13 protein-coding genes are annotated in these 19,655 nt (G+C 69.5%); 4 read left to right on the top strand and 9 right to left on the bottom strand.

What is annotated here, in order from left to right:
• Positions 1-252 precede the first annotated feature (252 nt).
• Positions 253-3,195, bottom strand: a complete 2,943-nt coding sequence (locus tag AC07EG_RS35110; RefSeq protein ID WP_478257565.1) for a glycoside hydrolase family 48 protein — start codon at positions 3,193-3,195, stop codon at positions 253-255.
• 126 nt (positions 3,196-3,321) lie between these two features.
• Positions 3,322-5,268 carry a glycoside hydrolase family 9 protein gene (locus AC07EG_RS35105; protein WP_478257564.1) on the bottom strand — a complete coding sequence of 649 codons (1,947 nt, stop codon included), beginning with the start codon at positions 5,266-5,268 and terminating at the stop codon, positions 3,322-3,324.
• A gap of 215 nt (positions 5,269-5,483) precedes the next feature.
• Between AC07EG_RS35105 and AC07EG_RS35100 the strand changes: the two genes are divergently transcribed.
• A complete protein-coding gene (locus tag AC07EG_RS35100; protein WP_478257563.1) occupies positions 5,484-6,011 on the top strand; it encodes a hypothetical protein in 528 nt (175 codons plus the stop codon).
• Positions 6,012-6,044: 33 nt separating this feature from the next.
• Here the strand turns inward: AC07EG_RS35100 and AC07EG_RS35095 are convergent, their stop codons facing one another.
• Positions 6,045-7,079, bottom strand: coding sequence for a lytic polysaccharide monooxygenase auxiliary activity family 9 protein (locus AC07EG_RS35095; protein WP_478257562.1), 1,035 nt, complete (start codon positions 7,077-7,079; stop codon positions 6,045-6,047).
• Between the two features lie 333 nt (positions 7,080-7,412).
• Between AC07EG_RS35095 and AC07EG_RS35090 the strand changes: the two genes are divergently transcribed.
• Positions 7,413-9,992, top strand: coding sequence for a glycoside hydrolase family 9 protein (locus AC07EG_RS35090; RefSeq protein ID WP_478257561.1), 2,580 nt, complete (start codon positions 7,413-7,415; stop codon positions 9,990-9,992).
• Positions 9,993-10,055: 63 nt separating this feature from the next.
• Here the strand turns inward: AC07EG_RS35090 and AC07EG_RS35085 are convergent, their stop codons facing one another.
• From AC07EG_RS35085 to AC07EG_RS35060, 6 genes are all read right to left on the bottom strand, one after another.
• The gene (locus AC07EG_RS35085) at positions 10,056-11,165 is read right to left on the bottom strand and encodes an ABC transporter ATP-binding protein (RefSeq protein ID WP_478257560.1); all 1,110 of its coding nucleotides are present in this window, start codon (positions 11,163-11,165) and stop codon (positions 10,056-10,058) included.
• The gene (locus AC07EG_RS35080; protein ID WP_478257559.1) at positions 11,165-12,574 is read right to left on the bottom strand and encodes a GH1 family beta-glucosidase; all 1,410 of its coding nucleotides are present in this window, start codon (positions 12,572-12,574) and stop codon (positions 11,165-11,167) included. Before AC07EG_RS35080 ends, AC07EG_RS35085 begins: the two co-directional genes overlap by 1 nt.
• 2 nt (positions 12,575-12,576) lie before the next feature.
• On the bottom strand, positions 12,577-13,449 hold the full coding sequence (locus AC07EG_RS35075; RefSeq protein WP_478257558.1) for a carbohydrate ABC transporter permease: 873 nt from the start codon (positions 13,447-13,449) through the stop codon (positions 12,577-12,579).
• Positions 13,446-14,426: a carbohydrate ABC transporter permease gene (locus AC07EG_RS35070; RefSeq protein ID WP_478257557.1), complete on the bottom strand. Its 981-nt coding sequence runs from the start codon at positions 14,424-14,426 to the stop codon at positions 13,446-13,448. The genes AC07EG_RS35075 and AC07EG_RS35070 overlap by 4 nt, the downstream gene beginning before the upstream one ends.
• A 7-nt stretch (positions 14,427-14,433) precedes the next feature.
• Positions 14,434-15,735: an ABC transporter substrate-binding protein gene (locus AC07EG_RS35065; RefSeq protein WP_478257556.1), complete on the bottom strand. Its 1,302-nt coding sequence runs from the start codon at positions 15,733-15,735 to the stop codon at positions 14,434-14,436.
• Positions 15,736-15,864: 129 nt separating this feature from the next.
• Positions 15,865-16,845, bottom strand: a complete 981-nt coding sequence (locus AC07EG_RS35060; RefSeq protein ID WP_478257555.1) for a LacI family DNA-binding transcriptional regulator — start codon at positions 16,843-16,845, stop codon at positions 15,865-15,867.
• 213 nt (positions 16,846-17,058) lie between these two features.
• On the opposite strand from AC07EG_RS35060, the gene AC07EG_RS35055 reads away from it, so the two are divergent.
• A complete protein-coding gene (locus AC07EG_RS35055; protein WP_478257554.1) occupies positions 17,059-18,003 on the top strand; it encodes a glycoside hydrolase family 6 protein in 945 nt (314 codons plus the stop codon).
• Between the two features lie 219 nt (positions 18,004-18,222).
• Positions 18,223-19,611: a glycoside hydrolase family 6 protein gene (locus AC07EG_RS35050; RefSeq protein ID WP_478257553.1), complete on the top strand. Its 1,389-nt coding sequence runs from the start codon at positions 18,223-18,225 to the stop codon at positions 19,609-19,611.
• Positions 19,612-19,655 lie beyond the last annotated feature (44 nt).

Here is a 19,655-nt window from a genome sequence, read left to right as displayed (position 1 = left end):
GTTGTGTGTGGGGGCAAGGTGTCTTTTGTCGGGTTTGTTGTGGGGGTGGGTTGGTGGGTGGGGGGGGGGGGTGTGTGTTGCCTCCTCCCTTCTCCCCCCCCCCCCGCTCCAGTGACCGGCTCAACAGCGACCTCGCCGTCGCGCCGGAGGCGCGACCAAAGGCACAGGCCCGCCACCGGCGGATGGCGGGCCTGGCCTCGCGGTCGCGAACGGCGATGTAGCGACCGCGTCTTCGGTTGTCCGGTTACGGCCTCACGCCGTCCCGAACAACTGCACGTGGGTCGAGAACGCCGTGGCGATCTCGGCCTGCGCCCAGAACCGGTGGTAGGTCAGCGTCGGCGCCGGTCCGCCGTCGAGGTACGCCTGCACCTTCGGCCACTGCGGGTCGTCGGTGTAGAACGACCGGATGGACAGGAAGTCCGCCCCGGCGGCGATCTGGTCGCCGTTGGGCATTTCCCCGGTCCAGCCCGGCGGCACGTAGACGCCTTCACCGGTGGACGAGTTGTACTCGTCGTCGAACCGGTTGTAGTCCGTCCGCGTCTCCGGCACGGCGATGCCGATCTCGTCGCTGTGCGCCAGCATCGCGTCGAGCAGGCCCTCACCCGTGGTCCTGGCCTGCGCGTTGCCCGACTTCGCCGCGTAGTTCAGCAGGATCTTCGCGTACGAAGCCGCCACGCCGACGTCCTGGCTGTGGTTGAGCACCTTGACGTGCAGCCCGTTGTTGGCGCCCGGCGAGGACGGGTTCCAGGTGTCGGGGGTGCCGGTCCACTCCAGGTCGGACGGGATGGCGAACTGGCCGCCGGTGCCGATGGTGGTGTTGGCGATCGCCCACGGCACCCACTTGTCCAGGATCTTCTTCGCCCGCGCGTCCCCGGTCTGCTGGTAGAGCGCGGCCACCCGCTCCAGGCCCCAGGCCTGGAAGCCGAACCACCGGTTGCTCGGCGGGTCGTGCCAGACCGGCTGCCAGTCGTAGTACATGCCGTAGAAGGTCGGCAGCCCGGCGGGCGGGGTGGCGTACTGGCCTTCCCAGCTGTTCGTCGCGCCACCGGCGATACCGCCTTCGGCCGACTGCAGCCACTGCAGGAACTCCAGCTGCCGGTCCAGGCTCTTGGCCCAGTCCTGCGCGCCGGTGGCCGACACCGGCTTCAGCGCCGGGTCGTTGGCCAGCGCGTGCGCGGCCAGCGGGTTCTGGTAACCCTGGTGGGCCGCCCCGTCCCCGATGCGCCACGCCCAGCCCGCCGAGGTGTCGGTCGCGCCACCCCAGGCGTAGTACCAGGACATCAGGTAGTGCTCGCTGTTCTTGCCGCTGCCCGCCGGGCAGCTGGCCGGGCCGACGCAGTTGCCGATCCGCTTGAAGTACTTGTCGAACATGGCGTACCGCAGGTAGTCGCCCATCTTCGACGCCTTCTTCACCGTGTCGGCGACCTGCGCGCCCTTGCCCTGCGCGGTGGCCCACTGGTTGGCCAGGTAGGCCACCTGGACCGCGCGCGCGTCGGCGTCGGGTGCGTTGGTGTACTTCCACTGCTTGGCGTAGCTGGCGTCCTTGGTGAACAGGTCGAGGTAGCCGTTCGGGCCGCCGTGCGCGAAGGTGTCGCACGAAGGCTGCGGAATGGTCTCCCACACCGATTCACTGGAGCCGCGCTGGTAGGTGTTCATGTACGCCGGGGCGGTGGTGCCGTCCCCGCAGCGGCCGAAGCCGTAGGTGTTGTCGACGTCGATCAGCCAGTGCATGCCGTAGATGTCGTCGGTGCCGTAGGCCGCCTTCAGCTCGGCGGCGATCGGGTCGGCGCCGACCGGGACGGAGGTGTCCAGCTGTGCCGGGTACTTGTCCATCCGCGGGTGCTCCGGCGCGTAGGTGGCCGGCTTCGACGGGTTGTACTTGTCGTTGCTGGGCTGGTCGGCCTTGGCCGGGATGATGTACTTCTCGATCGAGGCCCAGGCCGCGTTGAACGGCGCCCAGTCACCCTGCAGCTGACCGTAGGCCGCCTCCAGCCACAGGTAGTAGCTGAACGCTTCCGAGGTGGTCTGGTGCCCGTGGTCCGGTGCCTCCACCAGCAGCGTCTCCACCGAGTGGTACGGCACCAGCAGGCCGCCGAAGTTGCGGAAGTAACCGCTGTCCGGGTCCTTGATCTTGTGGTACTGCTCGAGGAACGCCGCCTGGTAGTCGGAGGCGGACGGGTCCAGTTCGGACACCTCGATCGGCGCGGCGGTCAGCCCCGGCGCGGTGAGCGAGAAGCTCGCCGTGGCCGGCTCGCCACCGTTGCCCGCCGAGCTGATGGTCACCGGCTGTCCGACGTTCCAGTTGGCGGTGGTGAACGACAGCGTCGCCGGGGTGGCGGTCAGGTCCGCGCTGCCCGCGGTCCTGGCCACGCTCACCGTGACCGGCCCGCTCGGCTGGACCGCCAGCTTGACGTCCACCGTGGTGGAACCGCCCTGCTTGACGTTGACCGTGGACGGGGTGGCGACCACCGCGGGCGCGGCGAGCACCTTGACCGCGACCGGGCTGGAGATGGAGGTGGCGCCCTTGTTGTCGAACGCCTTCGCGGTCACCGAGTACTCACCCGCCGCGGCACCGGTCCAGTTGTGCTGGTACGGCGCGGAGGTGTCGGTGCCGAGCAACTGCGTCCCGGCGTAGAACTCGACCTTCTGCACCGTGCCGTCGCTGTCGGTCGCCGCGGCTTCGATCGGGATTTCGGCCGGGATGGCGTAGGAGGAGTTCGCGGCGGGCTTGGTCAGCTGCACACCCGGCGCCTTGTTCACCCCGGTGCACGCGGTGCCGTTGATCGCGAAGTCGGTAGGCACCCGGTTCTGCGCGCCCTTGCTGGCGTTGAAACCGACCTGGAAGGTGCTGCCCGCGAGCAGCGTGCGGTTCCACGCCGGGCCGTGCACGCTCACCGCGGCCCCGGTCTGCGTGTGGGTGCCGTTCCACAGCTGGGTGATCTGCTGGCCGTCGGCGAAGGTCCAGGTGAGATTCCAGTCGGCGATCGGCTCGGTGCCCTCGTTGCGCACGTCCACCGTGGCGCCGAACCCGTTGCCCCACTCACTGCCCACCTTGTAGGTGGCCGTGCAGGCGATGTCGGCGGCCCCGGCCACCGGGGTCAGCCCCACGGTGGCCGCGGTGCCCATCAGCGCCACCGCGGCCAGTGCCGGGAGCGGCCTGGCCCGCCTCGGCCTGGCGAATAATCGTGATCTCAACTTTCCTCCTAATCCAGCCGGAAAACCGAAGTTGGAGACCGGTCCGGGACGGCGCGCGTCAGCCGCCCCGGGCCGGGGCAGGAGGGCGGGCCGCCGGAGTTGCGGCCGGCGGCCCGCCGGAGCCGGTCAGCTGCCGCCGGGGATCGCACCCCAGACGGCGTCGCCAGCCGGATCGGTGAGCACGATGTGCTCGGTGTTCACCGGCTGCGCCCCGCTGCCGGACGGCAGTCCGGTGTAGGACCAGTCGTTGGCCGGGTCCCAGGCCCCCGCGCTGGTGATCCGGACCTGGATCTCCTTGCGGTGCGCGCTCTGCCCGGCCGGGGCGATCGGCGCGGGGCACGGCACTTCGACGTAGTACACGTTCCCGCTGTGCTGGATCGGCGCGGAGGCCGCACCGCACTGGTTGTAGTTGGTGGTGACCGAGAGCTGGGCGGGGGTGGTGGCGCCGTCGAGGGTGAAGTAGTAGCGCACCCGGCCGCCGGTCAGCGCCCGCGCCGGCCAGGCCGAGGTGTTCACCACGTACAGCTTCACCTCGGTGAAGGTCGCGCTCTGCTGGGTGGCCGCGCCCTGCACGTACAGCTCCGGGCCGTCGGGGACCTCGGCGACCGGGAAGTTCGCCAGCGGGGTGCCGCCGAACTCGTCGTAGAGCTTGGCCAGCGCCCCGGTGTAGGCGGCGTTGTAGTCGAGCGCGACCTCGTTGGCCACGTAGTCGCCTCGGTCGTCCACATAGGAGTCGTTGGGCTGGCCGGGGCCGCCGACCAGCGCGCCGTGCAGCACGTGCCGGTTCTGCGCGGGCTGCTGGAGGTTGTCGGTCCAGCTGCCGTGCGCGGTGCGGTGGTGCGGGTTGCGCGGCGGGTTCTGCCCGAAGCCGATCAGGTAGCTCGACTTCCGCGGGTTGTCGCCGAGGGTGTAGTCGATCTGCCGCACGCCGAAGTCGTGGTACCGCGCCCGGCGTTCCGGGTCGGTCACGTTCTCGCTGTGCACCAGCGCGGCGAACGCGGTGTTGGCGGCGTAGCGCAGCGAGCCCCAGGTGTCCAGGAACGCCTGCCCGCCGGGGGAGTAGCGCACGCGCTGGCCGTTGTGGCCGGTGGTCCAGAAGTCGAGCCACCGGTTCGCGTCGGTGAAGTAGCGCTGGCCGCCGGTCAGTTCCGCGAGCAGCACGTAGGCGCCGTAGGACTTGTCGTCCCAGGCGATCGTCCACTTGTAGGACCGCTCGCTGCTCTGCGGTTCGGTGGCGAGGCGGTCGTACTCCGACTCGGCCTTGGCCAGGTAGGCGGCATCGCCGGTGGCGCGGTACAGCCAGGCCGCCGCCCAGACCAGTTCGTCCTGGTAGCCGCTCCACGAGCGGTAGAAGTTCGCCGCGTCGGTGATGCAGTCGCTGTACTTGCCGCGATGGGTGTCGGCGAACTGGTAGAGCTGTTTCGCGTGCTGCACCAGGGTTTTCGCGTATGCCGGGTCGTCACCGGCGAAGACCATCGACGAGGAGGCGAGCGCCGCGGCGGCCTCACCGGCCAGGTCCGAACCGGGGCAGCTCGCGTCGATCTTGTACGAGGGCCGCGCCATCGGCATCACCTCGGCGGGGCCCCACCAGGCGTGGTCGGGGTTCCCGCTGCCCACCTGTCCATAGAGGACGTTCGGCTCGGGGTGCGCCTTGAGCAGCCAGTCGGTGCCCCACTTCAGGTTCGACTTCAGGTGCGGCAGCTGGCCCGAGCGCGCGTACGCGGCCGGTTCCTCCACCGCGCCCCACGCGAGCATGGTCATGCTCGACGCGAACGGAAGGCCGAACTTGACGTGGTCACCGGCGTCGTAGAAGCCACCGGAGAGGTCCAGCCCGACGTCTTGGCCGTCTGCCAACGCGGAGTCCCCGCGCCAGTTCACCCGGTTGCCCGCGCCGAGCGCACCGGAGCGCTGGGCGTCGTAGAACAGGATCGACTTCTGCAGCGCTTCGCCGTAGTTGAACGAAGCGGCCCCGGTTCCGGTTCCGGTTTCGGCGAGTGCGGTGCCCGGCGTGACCACGGTGGTCAGCAGCAGGGCGGCGGCCGCGAACAGCACTGTCGAGCGGCGGTGGGGCACTTGCGGCCTCCTCGTCGAGGGCATACCCGGAGTTCCATGATCTTCTTTTGGGAGCGCTCCCAGAAGTGTAGGCCCCGGTTGGCCCGTTTGGGAAGGGTGGTGTGACCGCCGGTGCGCAAAGCGTTGTCCCCCAGGCGTTGGCGGGCTAACGTGCCAATGGAAGCGCTCCCAATCCAACTTTGCCGGAGGCCAGGATGAACCGGGTCGGTGCTGCCTTGCTGATCGCTCTCGGAGTGCTCGCCGGGTGTTCGCCGAGCCCCCCGGAACAGCCGCTCGCCGAGCGCGGCGCGGCCGCGCTCACCACGCGCCTGGAATCGATGGACCAGGTGGTGGGCTGGATCCGGGAGAAGGCTGGCGAATGCGAGCGCGTGGCGGTGGAAAAGCCCGCCGATCTGCGTGCCTTCGTCGGCGCGGATATCGCCGCGCTGTACGAGCCGTTCGTCAGTGAATGGGCCACCTGCGCGGTCTCCGCCGAATACCCGAAGGTGGGCCTGCTGTTGTTCGGCGGTGATCGGCAGATCGAGTTCCAGCGGTCCTGGCGGCAGGCGATGACCGAGGGCAAGATCGGCGACGGACCGGCTTTCGCCTTCGGCAACGGATTCGCCGTTTCGGCCGGTTTCCTCGGCGTCAGCGCGCTCGACCTGTACTACTTCCGCTGCGACTACCGCGACGAGGAGGTGCCCCAGGTGCCCGCCGACGTCGACGGCTGCGTGTTCACCGATCCCGAGCACGGGCATCACTGAGGCCGCCGCCCCAGTGATGCCGATCGGGATCGGCTACGGGCTCTGGCAGGTCATCGACGGCACGGCCGGACTGGTGCCCGGCGAGTTCACCGACACCCCGAACTTCGTGGAGCCGTTGGCCGCCACCGACGCGTTCCAGCCGGTGTTGCGCACCGTCACCTGGGACCCGGACTGCGTGTGGCTGCCGTTCCACACGCTGTTGATCGACTGCCCGGCGGGCAGGGTCCACTCGGCCCGCCACCCGGACAGCGCCGTGGTGCCGTGGTTCATCACCGTGACGTCGGCCTGGTGGCCGCCGTTCCAGGTGCTGGTGACCTGGTAGTGCGCCATGCAGTTCCCGGTCGCCGGCGGGGTCCCCGTGCTGTCCTTGACCCCGGTGACCTCGCCGTTCCCGCCGTCGAAGGTGACGTCGGAACAGCCGTAGAAGGTCTCCGCGCTGTCCGAGCGCTTCCACACCGAGTAGATGATGTGGCGCCCGCTCTTGCCGGACGGCAGGGCGCCGGACCACTTGTACTGACCCTCCACGCTGCCCACCGAACCGGTGACCGAGGGGTGGTCCACGGTCAGGAACGGCTGGTCCTCGAGGTCGTCCCAGCGCAGCGGGGCGTCCGGGTTCCAGCCGTCCTTGGTGACGTAGAGGTAGAACCAGCCGGGGTGGGCGGCCCAGGCGTTGTAGGAGAAGTTGAAATTCGCCCCGGAGGTCAGGTGCGTGAGCGGCCAGTTGCCGACGCCGTCGTAGCCGGCGAAGCTGGGGTTGCCGCCCGAGCAGAGCTTCCCGTCCGGGATGAAGCCGCGGGTGCGGCCCGCCCCGTCCGACCGGAGCACGGAGAACCAGTTGTAGAGCGAATTCGCCCCGCTCTGGTTCACCGCGGCCGAACAGGCCGGGTTCACCGGCACGATGTTGCCCTGCGGGGTCATCCCGTCCTGCCAGCAGAGGAAGGTGCGGCTGCCCGCTTTCATCATCGCGCCGTGCGCCGACGCGGGATTCGCGCCGAGCACCGTGGTGAGCAATCCGGCCACCAGCGCGGTGACCGCGGCGAGTACGGTACCCGCCTTTTTCTTTTTCACTCTTCGCTTCCTTTCTCCCAACCCTTCGCGTGCGCCGATGCGCGCGAGGAAAACCGTGGAAGCGCTCCCAAGGGGACAAAACCATAGCGCGGCCGGGGCCGCCGGGGGAACCGCGCACGGGGTGGCCCGCCCGATTCGGCCAGCGGGCTGCGCCGAAAGGGTGAGGTGGGGCCACGGACCGTCCCGGTGGCCCGGCCACCTTCCCAAAGCGGCGTTCGCCCGGGTACCTTCTGGGAGCGCTCCTAGTCGCCGTTTCCCGAGGTCATCGACCCGGTCCGGGTTGGACACTTACGGCGGCCATCCACCCTTTTGGAGACAAAGGAGATCCAAGCGATGGGGAACAGAGCACGACGGCGTGCGCTGACCGCCACCGGCGCACTGCTGGCGGCCGGGCTGCTCGCGCTGCCACCGGCGGCCGCCGCCGCCGAATACGAGCGGGTGGTCAACGGCGACTTCGCCAGTGGTGAGGTCAATCCGTGGTGGAACGGCGCCGGCACCACCGGTTCGGTGGTCGGCGGCCAGTTCTGCACGAACGTCACCGGCGGCACGGTCAACGGTTACGACGCGCTGGTCGGGCAGAACGGCGTGGCCTTCGAAGCGGGGCAGTCCTACACGCTGAAGTTCGACGCGCGGGCGGTCACCCCGCAGCCGATCTCCGCGGTGGCCGGCGAAGCGGTCGACCCGTACCGGCAGATCACCAGGACCGAGGTGCAGCTGACCCCGGAACCGCAGACCTTCACCCACACCTTCGAGTCCACATTGGACTTCCCCGCCGCCGGGAACGGGCAGCTGGCCTTCTGGTTCGGCGGCCAGTCCTTCGACAACACGATCTGCGTGGACAACGTGTCGCTGATCGGCGGGGTGGAGCCCCCGCCGGGGCTGGAGCCCGCCGCGCCGGTGCGGGTCAACCAGACCGGCTACCTGCCCGGCCTGCCGAAGCGGGCGAGCGTGGCCAACGAGGCCACCACGCCGCTGCCGTGGACGCTGAAGAACGCGGCAGGCACGGCGGTGGCGAGCGGCCAGAGCACCCCGAAGGGCCTGGACCCCAACTCCGGGGAGCACGTGCACCAGGTGGACTTCTCCAGCTACGACACCGTCGGCACCGGGTACACGCTGACCGTCGGCGAGGACACCAGCCACCCGTTCGACATCGCCACCGACGTGCTGGCCGGCCTGCGGTACGACTCGCTGGCCTTCTTCTACCACCAGCGCAGCGGCACACCCATCGAAGCCGAGTACGCCGGCGCCGAGCACGCCCGTCCCGCCGGTCACCTGAACGTCGCCCCGAACAAGGGTGACAACGACGTGCCGTGCCTGACCGGGATCGGCTGCGACTACACCCTCGACGTGCCCGGCGGCTGGTACGACGCGGGGGACCACGGCAAGTACGTGGTCAACGGCGGCATCTCGGTGTGGCAGCTGCTCAACGAGTACGAACGGGCGGTGCGCGTCGGTGACGCGTCGGCGCTGGGCGACGGCAAGCTGGCCATCCCGGAGCGCGGCAACGGCGTGCCCGACATCCTGGACGAGGCCCGGTGGGAGGTCGAGTTCCTGCTGAAGATGCAGGTGCCCGACGGCCAGCCGTTCGCGGGCATGGCCCACCACAAGATCCACGACGCGCAGTGGACCGGGTTGCCGACCCTGCCGCACGAGGACCCGCAGCCGCGCCGCCTGTCGGCACCCAGCACCGCGGCGACGCTGAACCTGGCCGCGGTGGCGGCGCAGGCGTCGAGGCTGTGGAAGGACATCGACCCCGCGTTCGCCGCGCAGACCCTGGCGTCCGCGGAGAAGGCGTACCAGGCCGCGCTGGCGAACCCGGCGAAGCTGGCCGACCCGAACGACGGCGTCGGCGGCGGTGCCTACAGCGACGGCACGGTGACCGACGAGTTCTACTGGGCGGCGGCCGAGTTGTTCGCCACCACCGGCGGGAGCGGGTACCGGGCGGACGTCACCGGGTCGCCGCTGTACAAGGGCGTCAGCCTCAACACGCGCGGCTTCGACTGGGGCTCGACCGGTGCGCTCGGGGACATCACGCTGGCGCTGGTGCCCACCGCGCTGCCCGCGGCCGACGTCACCGCGATCCGGCAGGCGATCACCACCACCGCCGACGGGCACCTGGCGCAGATGGCCGAGCAGGGGCACCCGGCGCCCTACCGGACCCAGGACGGTTCCTACGAATGGGGTTCGAACGGCCTGATCGCGAACAACGGCGTGGTGCTGGCACTGGCCCACGACTTCACCAAGCAGGCGAAGTACCGCGAGGGCGTGTTCGCCGTGATGGACTACCTGCTCGGCCGCAACCCGGTGAACTACTCCTACGTCTCGGGGTGGGGTGACCAGCCGGTGCGCAACGTGCACCACCGGCACTGGGCGAACCAGCTCGACCCGTCGCTGCCGATCGCGCCGCCCGGAGCGCTTTCGGGCGGGCCGAACAGCGCGCTGCAGGACCCGATCTCGGCGGGGCTGCTCAAGGGCTGCCCGGCGCAGCGGTGCTTCGTCGACCACATCGAGGCGTACTCGGTCAACGAGGTGACGGTGAACTGGAACTCGGCCCTGGCCTGGCTGGCCAACTGGGCCGCGGAGAAGTCCGTGGTCGAAGCTCCGGCCTGCTCGGTGACCTACACGGCCAACGGCTGGAACTCGGGGCTGACGGCCTCGGTGACGCTGAAGAACACCAGCGCGGCGGCCTGGAACGGCTGGACCCTGAAGTTCGCCTTCAGCGGCAACCAGAAGTTGCAGCACGGCTGGTCGGCGACCTGGTCGCAGAGCGGGGCGGAGGTGACGGCGAAGAACCTGCCGTGGAACGCCTCGGTGGCACCGGGCGCGTCGGTGACGATGGGGTTCAACGCTTCGAGCTCCGGACCGGCCACCGCACCGGCGAGCTTCACGGTGAACGGTTCGACCTGCAAGTGAGCACGAGGAAGTGGCTCCCGGGGCGTTTCCGCCCCGGGAGCCACTTCCGTTCCCGCGCCGCGATCAGGCGTTGAGGCGTTCCCCGGTCACCGGGTGGAACAGGTGCAGGTCGCCGGCGTCGCGCACCACCAGCCGCAGGGTCTTGCCCATGGACGGCGCGAGCCTGCCGTCGATGCGCAGCACCAGCGAATGGTCCTCGGGGGTGGTGCCGTGCACGAGTGCGTCGGCGCCGAGTTCCTCCACCAGGTCCACCGTCAGTTTGACGGCGTCACCGGGGTCACAGGCTTCACTGCTGTCACCGACGACCCGCAGCGCTTCCGGCCGCACGCCGAGGGTGACCTCGTCCAGCCCGGCCCACTTCGCGTCCCGCAGCTGGTCGCGTCGCAGCGGCACCTCGTGGGCCCCGATCCGCACGCCCCAGCCGTTCATCGGCACGGTCAGCAGGTTCATCGACGGCGAGCCGATGAACCCGGCCACGAACGAGTTCGCCGGGTGGTCGTACAGCTCGCGCGGGGTGGCGCACTGCTGCAGCAGCCCGTCCTTGAGCACCGCCACCCGGTGGCCCATGGTCATCGCCTCGACCTGGTCGTGCGTGACGTAGACGGTGGTGGTGCCCAGCCGCCGCTGCAGCGCGGCGATGTTCGCCCTGGTCTCCACCCGCAGCTTGGCGTCCAGGTTGGACAGCGGCTCGTCCATCAGGAACACCGACGGCTCGCGCACGATCGCCCGGCCCATCGCCACCCGCTGGCGCTGCCCACCGGAGAGCGCCTTCGGCTTCCGGTCCAGGTAGGGCTCCAGGTCCAGCAACTTGGCCGCGGTGAGCACGCGTTCCCGGATCTCCGCCTTCGGGGTGCGGCGCAGCTTCAGCGCGAAGCCCATGTTCTCCGCGACCGACATGTGCGGGTAGAGCGCGTAGTTCTGGAACACCATGGCGATGTCCCGGTCCCGCGACGGGATCGAGGTGACGTCCTGCTCACCGATGCGCACCGTGCCCTCGTCGATCTCCTCGAGCCCGGCGAGCATGCGCAACGCGGTCGACTTGCCCGAGCCGGACGGGCCGACCAGGACCAGGAACTCCCCGTCGGCCACGTCCAGGTCGAGCTGGTCCACCGCCCGCACCGGCGGTTTGCCCGCGTACACGCGGCTGGCACCCGCGTAGGAGACGGCCGCCATCAGCCGAGCCCGTTCGCGTGCAGGCCGTTGTCCCGGATGATCCGCGAGTACCGCTGGGCGCTCAGCTTCGGCGTGCGCCGCTGCGTCGCGTAGTCCACGTGCACCAGCCCGAACCGCTTGGCGTAGCCCTCGGCCCACTCGAAGTTGTCCAGCAGCGACCAGTAGAAGTACCCACGCAGGTCCACGCCGCGGTCGATGGCCTCGTGCGCGGCGGCCAGGTGGGATTCCAGGAAGGCCACCCGGTCGTGGTCGTCGATCCGGCCGTCGGTGAGCTGGTCCGGGTAGGCCGCGCCGTTCTCGGTGACGTACAGCGGCAACCGCGGGTACTTGCGGTGCAGGTCCACCAGCAGCGCGGTCAGCTCACCGGGATTGGTCTCCCAGCCGGAGTCGGTCAGCGGCAGGCCGCGGGCGGGGAAGCTGGCGTACTCCACGCCCACCCACTCCGAGGGCAGCCCGGAGGTCTCGTCCGAGTGCCCGGAGACGTGGTGGTCGCGGTAGTAGTTCACGCCGAGCATGTCGATCGGGGCGGCGATGGTGCTCAGGTCGCCGTCCTTGATCACCTCGCCGATGCCGTACGGAGCCAGGTCGTCGAGCACGTCGAGCGGGTAGCGGGCCTGCAGGATCGGCTCCAGGAAGATCCGGTTCTGCACCCCGTCCACCCGGCGGGCGGCCTCCACGTCGACCATGTCGTCCGGATCGGCCGGGTGCACCGGGAACAGGTTGAGCGTGATGCCCGCCTCCTTCCCGCCGCGGGCGCGGATCACGTCCACCGCGAGGCCGTGCGCCAGCATCAGGTGGTGCGCGGCGGCCACGGCGGCGTCCGGCTCGGCCCGGCCGGGGGCGTGGCGCCCGCTGCCGTAGCCGGCGAACGCCGTGCACCACGGCTCGTTCAGCGTGGTCCAGGTGTGCACCCGGTCACCGAGCGCGCCGAGCACCACGTCGGTGTACTCGGCGAAGCGGTGCACGGTCTCGCGGTTGGCCCAGCCGCCGCTGTCCTCCAGCGACTGCGGCAGGTCCCAGTGGTAGAGCGTGGGCCACGGGGTGATCCCGTGCTCCAGCAGGGTGTCCACCAGCCGCCGGTAGAAGTCCAGCCCGGCCTGGTTGGGCGCGGCGGGGTCGGTGCCGATGCGCGGCCAGGCGATGGAGAACCGGTAGGCGCCGAGACCGAGGTCGGCCATCAGCCGGACGTCGTCGGCCATCAGCCGGTAGTGGTCGGCCGCCGGGTCGCCGGTGTCGGCGTTGCGCACCGCACCGGGCCGCGCGCAGAAGGTGTCCCAGATGGACGGCACCCGACCGTCCGCGGTGGTGGAACCCTCCACCTGGAACGAGGCCGTGGCCGCGCCCCAGAGGAACTTCTCCGGGAACCGCAGCTCCGGCTCGGTGACGAGTTCCTGCGGAATAGTCGACATTTTCACCCTTTCACAGCGCCTTGCATGATGCCGGCCACGATCTGGCGGCCCAGCAGGAGGAAGACGATCAAGATCGGAATGGTGGCCAGCGTGGTACCGGCGAGCACCAGTGAGTAGTTGGTGTAGTAACCGCTCTGCAGCTGTTCGAGGGCCAGCTGGACGGTGGGGTTGCCCGCGTCCAGCACGATCAGCGGCCAGAGGAAGTCGTTCCAGGAGGTCATGAAGGTGAACATGGCCAGCACCGCGGCCGCCGGGCGGACCGCGGGCAGGCAGACGTGCCAGAAGGTCCGGATCATGCTGCACCCGTCCACCCGCGCCGCCTCGATCAGCTCGTACGGCACGGCGTCCACGGTGTACTGCCGCATCCAGAACACGCCGAACGCGGTGACCAGGTTCGGCACGATCACCGCCTGCAGCCCACCGGCCCAGCCCAGCTCGGACATCGCGATGAACAGCGGGATCACCCCGAGCTGGGTCGGCACCGCCAGGGTCACCACGATGAACACGAACAGCGGGTCGCGGCCGCGGAAGCGCAGCTTGGCGAAGGCGAACCCGGCCAGCGAGGAGAACAGCACCGTGGACAGGGTGACCGAGGTGGCCACCAGGACGCTGTTGCCCAGCGCCTTCCAGAACGCCACCGAATCGAACACCTCCGCCGCGTTGGCGAAGAAGTTCCCGCCGGGCAGCAGCGGGGGCACGCGCTCGGTGAGCATGCCGCTGTCCCGGCTGGCCACCAGGAAGGACCAGTAGAAGGGGAACAGCGAACCGAGCACGAAGGCGGCGAGCGTGGCGTAGACGAAGAAGTTCGGCCTGCCGAGCTTGGCCACCTTGGGCCGGGTCGTCCCCGGTCCGGTCAACGTTGTCGCCGCGGTCATCGAGGTCCTCCTCCGGTGCCCGCCAGCCGGCGGGTGATCAGGAAGTTCACCAGCGCGATCACCACGATCAGCAGGAACAGCACCCAGGCGATCGCCGAGGCGTAGCCGAGGTCGAAGTTCTCGAAGCCCTGCTGGTACATGTAGAGCGTCACGGTCTGGAACTGGTTGCTGGAACCGCCGTTGTTCGAGCCCTGCCCGACGTCGAACAGCTTCGGCTCGGTGAAGATCTGCAGCCCGCCGATGGTCGAGGTGATCACCACGAAGATCAGCGTGGGGCGCAGCAGCGGCAGGGTGACGCTGGTGAACCGGCGCACCGGCCCGGCCCCGTCGACCACCGCGGCTTCGTTGATCTCCTTCGGGATCGCCTGCATCGCGGCGAGCACGATCAGCGCGTTGTACCCGGTCCACCGCCAGTTCACCATCACCGCGATGGCCACGTGGCTGGACAGGGTGCCCGCCTGCCAGTCCACCCGGTCGAGGCCGAACAGCTCGAAGACCGAGTTGAGCAGGCCGTACTGGTTGCCGAACAGGTTGGCGAAGATGATGCCGATGGCCACCAGGCTGGCCGCGTAGGGCAGCAGGATGCCGACCCGCCACCCCGTCGGGCCGCGCAGCCGGGTGTTCAGCATCGCCGCCAGCAGCACCGCGATCACGATCTGCGGGCCGCTGGAGAGCACGAAGATCGACAGCGTGTTGCCGACGGCGTTCCAGAACTGGCCGTCGCCGAAGAGCTCGACGTAGTTGTCGAAGCCGGCGAACGGCGGGTCGTCGTCGCCGATCTCCCAGTCGTACAGCGAAACGTAGGCGGTGTAGAGCAGCGGGAACATCCCGACCAGTCCGAACACCACGAAGAACGGGGCGATGTAGGCGTACGGCGAGAACTTGACGTCCCATTTGGACAGTCGTTGCCGGAAGGTGGGCCGCGGCGGGACGGCCGAGGGGCGTTCGTCCCGCCGCGGTGCCTGCACAACGGTCATCTGTGCGTTACCCGACGATCTTCTTGGCGCCGTCGACGAGTTGCTGCCAGCCCTGCGCGGGCGAGGTGCCCTGCTCCACCGCCTGCAGCGCGGGCGCGGTCACGTTCTCCTGGATCTGCCCGTCACCGGGGCCCTTGTACTGCGGCTGCGCGATCTTGCGGGCCTGCGCGGCGAACAGCTCACCGATCTTGGGCTCGCCGGCGAAGAACGGCTCGGTCTGCGCGGCCAGCCGCGGCGACTCCAGCGCCTTGGTCTGGCTGGGGAAGGTGCCCTTGGCCTCGAACGCCTTGAGCTGCTGCTCCGGCGCGGTCAGCCAGGCGGCCAGCTCGGCGGCCTCCTTCGGGTGCTTCGACTGGCTGGGCACGGTCAGGTATGACCCGCCCCAGTTCCCGCCGCCGCCGGGGAAGGCGTCGGTGACCGCCCACTTGCCCGCGTTCTCCGGCCCGCTCTGCTCCTTGATCACGCCGATCATCCACGCCGGGCACGCCTTGGTGGCGAACGCGCCCTCCTTGAAGCCGCTGTTCCACTCGTTGCTGAACGCGCTGAGCTTGGCCGACTGGCCCTGCGAGACCGCCTGGGTGACCTGTTCCCACGCCCGCTTGATGCCGGGGTTGTTGTCCAGGGTCAGCTTGTCGTTGCGGTCGAGGTAGCCGACCTCCTGCTGGTTGACCATGGCGTTGAAGTTCTGCGACGCCGAGTCGAACCACGGCTTGCCGCCGGAGTTCTTCACGTACTCCTGCCCGGCCTGGAAGTAGGCTTCCCAGGTCTCGAACAGCGGTTTGACGCTCTGCGGGTCCGATGGCATGTTCGCGGCCTCGAGGAGGTCCTTGCGGTAGCACATGGCCAGGGGGCCGCTGTCGGTGCCGTAGCCGATCAGCTTGCCGTCCTTGCTCTTGCCCGCTTCGAACTTCCACGGCAGCCAGCGGTCGGCACCGGCGTCGGCCGGCCCGATCTGGCTGAGGTCGTTGAACCGCGACGCCTTGTCCAGCACGTTGGACAGGTGGCCCTCTTCGACCGCCTCGATGTCGGCGAGGCCGGAGCCGGCGCCGAGCTTGGCGATCAGGTTCTGGTGGTGCGGCCCGGCCTTGCCGGTCTTCCGCTCGGTGACCTTGATGTTCGGGTGGGTGGACTGGTACTCCCGCAGCAACTCCTCGTAACCGAATTCGCCGAAGGTGGCGATCGTCAGTTCGATCGGCCCGCCTGAATCCGCCGGTTCGCCGCTGTCCGACGAGCCGCAGGCGCCGGCGAGCAGTGCCGCCGAGGCCAGGACCGCCGACAGGGTGAGTGTTCTTCTTGGCCGGTTTCGCACTTCTGCCCCTATTTTCCGGATAGGTCGTGTCGGAGCGCTATGGGAGCGCTCCCAGTGCAGGCGAGTGTGTCCCCGGTCTCCCCGGGTGTCAAGAAACCGTTTCTGGAGCGTTACCCCGCGGCCACCCGATCAGGCGGTCTCGCGGGTGACCAGCTCGGTGGGCAGGATGACCGGGCTGAGCCGGGTCTCCGGCTCGCGGATCTGCGCGATGAGCAGTTTTGCCAGCTCACGGCCCATCTGCTGGACCGGCTGGGCGACGCTGGTGAGCATCGGGTCGATGTTGCGGGCGATCTCGGAGTCGTCGAAACCGATCACCGCCACGTCGTCGGGCACCCGCCTGCCCGCCGCGCGCAGCGCCCGCAGCGCGCCGACGGCCATCAGGTCGCTGGCCGCGAACACGGCGTCGAGCTGCGGGTCCTTTTCCAGCAGCTCGCGCATCGCGGCTTCACCGCTGGCCTGGCCGAAGTCGCCCTGGGCGACCAGGCGCGCACCACCGCGGCGCCCCCGCAGCGCCGAGCGGTAGCCGCTGAGCCGGTCGATCCCGGCGGCCATGTCCTGCGGCCCGGTGATGGTGGCGATCCGGCGGCGGCCCTGCTGGTAGAGGTACTCGGTGGCGGCCTTGGCGCCGGAGAGGTTGTCGGCGTCGACGTAGGGCACGGAGCCGATGTCGGAGATCGGCCTGCTGTTCAGCGCCACCGGCGCGCCGGCCGCGACCAGGTTGCGGGGGAGCGGGTCGTCGCCGTGCAGTGAGATCAGCGCCACCCCGTCGACGTGTCCGTTGCGCACCAGTTGTTCCACCCGATCGTGTTGCCGGGCGGTGCTCGCCATCATCAGCTGCAGCTGCAGCGGCGTGGTCGAGAGCTCCTGGCTCAGCCCGCGGACCAGGCTGCCGAAGAACGGCTCGCCGAACACCCGCGCCTCGGACTCGGAGACCACCAGCAGCACCGTGTCGCTGCGCCGGGTGACCAGGCTGCGCGCGGCCTGGTTCGGCACGTAGCCCAGCTTGCGGATGGCCTCCTGCACGGCCTTGAGCGCACGCGGGCTCACCTCCAGCGAGCCGTTCACCACCCGGGAGACGGTGCCACGGGACACGCCGGCCTCCACCGCCACCTGTTCCAGGGTGGGGCGCCCGCTCGTCCGGGCTCGACCAGTACTCGTCATGTTGTGACTCCCCGACTCCACTCGGATTCCCGCTGCTGCCCAGCATGATACTGGGAACCCTCCCAGCACGGTCCCGCCTTGACACCCGGCGCCGCCGACGCCACACTGAGACAGCTTTGGGAGCGCTCCCATCCTTGTTCCGCCGAGTAATCGGAGGTATGGATGGCGATCAGCAAGCGGCTCACCGCGGTGGGCGCACTCGTGTGCGCCACCGCGGTGGCGGTCCCCGGTGGCTCCGGCCACGCCGCCGAGCCGGCGTTCTATGTGGACCCCGAGACCAACGCGGCCCGGTGGGTGGCGGCCAACCCGGGGGACTCGAGAACCCCGGTGATCCGGGACCGGATCGCGAGCGTTCCCCAGGCGCGGTGGTTCACCACCACCAACACGGGCACGGTGCGCTCCCAGGTGGACACTTTCGTCGGCGCCGCCGCGGCGGCGGGCGAGGTGCCGATCCTGGTGGTCTACAACGTGCCGAACCGGGACTGCGGCGGCGCGAGTGGTGGCGGTGCGCCGTCGCACCCGGCTTACCGGCAGTGGGTGGACGAGGTGGCGGCGGGGCTGGCCGGGCGGCCGGCCGCGATCGTGCTCGAACCCGACGTGCTGCCGTTGATGACCAACTGCCAGACCCCGGCCCAGCAGGCCGAAACCAGCGCGTCGATGGCGTATGCCGGAAAGGCGCTGAAAGCCGGTTCGGCGCAGGCGAAGGTCTACTTCGACATCGGCCATTCGGCGTGGCTGAACCCGGGTGAGGCGGCCGCGCGGCTCAAGGCGGCCGACATTTCCGCGAGCGCGGACGGGATTTCCACGAATGTGTCGAACTATCGGCGCACCGCGGACGAGATCAATTTCGCGAAGTCGGTTCTTTCCGCGGTCGGCGACAGCCGCCTGCGCGCGGTGATCGACACTTCCCGCAACGGCAACGGACCGGCGGGCAGTGAATGGTGCGACCCGCCTGGTCGCAAGATCGGCACGCCGAGCACCACGAACACCGGAGACGGTCAGATAGCGGCGTTCCTGTGGGTGAAGCTGCCCGGTGAGGCCGACGGCTGCATCGCGCAGGCGGGCCAGTTCGTGCCGCAGCGGGCCTACGAACTCGCCATCGGCTGAACCGCCGGACCACCGGGAATGGCGCATTCCTCGATTTGTACCGGGGAATGCGCCATTTCTGCGTCCACGGAGGGTGACTGCGGCGATCGCCGTGGGAAATTCCCTCGCTCGGCCTAGTTTAGGCCAAAGGGCTTCCGGAGCCAGGCCCGCTCGGGTTAGAGTCCTGGTTCTGGGAGCGTTCCCAGGCTCTCCCTGAAAGATCATGACAAAGGAGTCATCATGCGTTCTGCCTTCGCTAGGGGCGCGCCCGGCAATCGGCTGCTTCGTGGCTTGGCCGCGGCGGTTTCGCTCGCGTCGGTCTCGTTGCTCACCGGCGTCGGGGGTGTGTCGGCGGGAGCCGAGCAGGCCCCGGCTCAGGCCAGGGTGGACAACCCGTACGCCGGTGCCAAGGTGTACGTGAACCCCGAGTGGTCGGCCAAGGCCAATGCCGAACCCGGCGGCAGCCGGATCGCCAACCAGCCCACCGGGGTCTGGCTGGACCGGATCGCCGCGATCGAGGGCGTCAACGGCGGCATGGGCCTGCGCGACCACCTCGACGCCGCGGTCCAGCAGTCCGGCGGGCAGCCGCTGGTGGTCCAGGTGGTGGTCTACAACCTCCCCGGCCGCGACTGCGCGGCGCTGGCCTCCAACGGTGAGCTGAAACCGGACGAGCTGCCGCGCTACAAGGCCGAGTTCATCGACCCGATCGCCTCGATCATGGCCGACGCGAAGTACGCGAACCTGCGCATCGTGACCACGATCGAGATCGACTCGCTGCCGAACCTGGTGACGAACGTCAGCGGCCGCCCGACGGCCATGCCGAAGTGCGACCAGATGAAGCAGAATGGCAACTACGTCAAGGGCATCGGCTACGCGCTGAACAAGCTCGGCGCGATCGGCAACGTCTACAACTACATCGACGCGGCCCACCACGGCTGGATCGGCTGGGACAACAACTTCAACGCCTCCGCCCTGCAGTTCCTCGAGGCCGCCAAGGCCGAGGGCAGCACGCCGGCCAACGTGCACGGGTTCATCACGAACACGGCGAACTACTCGGCGCTCAAGGAGAACAACTTCACCGTCAACGACACGGTGAACGGCACCACCGTGCGCCAGTCGAAGTGGGTCGACTGGAACTGGTACGTCGACGAGCTCTCCTTCGCGCAGGCGTTCCGCCAGGAACTGGTCAAGGTCGGCTTCCCGTCCGGGATCGGCATGCTGATCGACACCTCGCGCAACGGCTGGGGCGGCGCCGCGCGGCCGGCCGGCCCCGGTCCGAAGACCAGTGTGGACACCTACGTCGAAGGTGGCCGCTACGACCGCCGCATCCACATCGGCAACTGGTGCAACCAGTCCGGTGCCGGTCTCGGCGAGCGGCCGACCGCGGCCCCGGCCTCGGGCATCGACGCCTACGTGTGGATGAAGCCGCCGGGTGAGTCCGACGGTGCCAGCAAGGAGATCCCGAACGACGAGGGCAAGGGCTTCGACCAGATGTGCGACCCCAACTACGGGGGCAACGCGCTCAACAACTACAACAAGTCCGGTGCGCTGCCGGACGCGCCGCTGTCCGGGCACTGGTTCTCCGCCCAGTTCCAGCAGCTGATGCAGAACGCCTACCCCCCGCTGTAACCCCCAGGGGCCGGTCGATCCACTGTGGATCGACCGGATCGACC

This window comes from Amycolatopsis sp. NPDC045836, from assembly GCF_056431745.1.
Note: the sequence above shows the minus strand (reverse complement) of the source record. Positions and strands in the feature narration are given on the sequence as shown.

Bases quoted from the DNA above. Each gene is read 5' to 3' on its own strand.
- AC07EG_RS35090 (WP_478257561.1), top strand. From the start codon at position 7,413: ATGGGGAACAGAGCACGACGGCGTGCGCTGACCGCCACCGGCGCACTG.
- AC07EG_RS35085 (WP_478257560.1), bottom strand. From the start codon at position 11,165: ATGGCGGCCGTCTCCTACGCGGGTGCCAGCCGCGTGTACGCGGGCAAA.
- AC07EG_RS35080 (WP_478257559.1), bottom strand. From the start codon at position 12,574: ATGTCGACTATTCCGCAGGAACTCGTCACCGAGCCGGAGCTGCGGTTC.
- AC07EG_RS35075 (WP_478257558.1), bottom strand. From the start codon at position 13,449: ATGACCGCGGCGACAACGTTGACCGGACCGGGGACGACCCGGCCCAAG.
- AC07EG_RS35070 (WP_478257557.1), bottom strand. From the start codon at position 14,426: ATGACCGTTGTGCAGGCACCGCGGCGGGACGAACGCCCCTCGGCCGTC.
- AC07EG_RS35055 (WP_478257554.1), top strand. From the start codon at position 17,059: ATGGCGATCAGCAAGCGGCTCACCGCGGTGGGCGCACTCGTGTGCGCC.
- AC07EG_RS35050 (WP_478257553.1), top strand. From the start codon at position 18,223: ATGCGTTCTGCCTTCGCTAGGGGCGCGCCCGGCAATCGGCTGCTTCGT.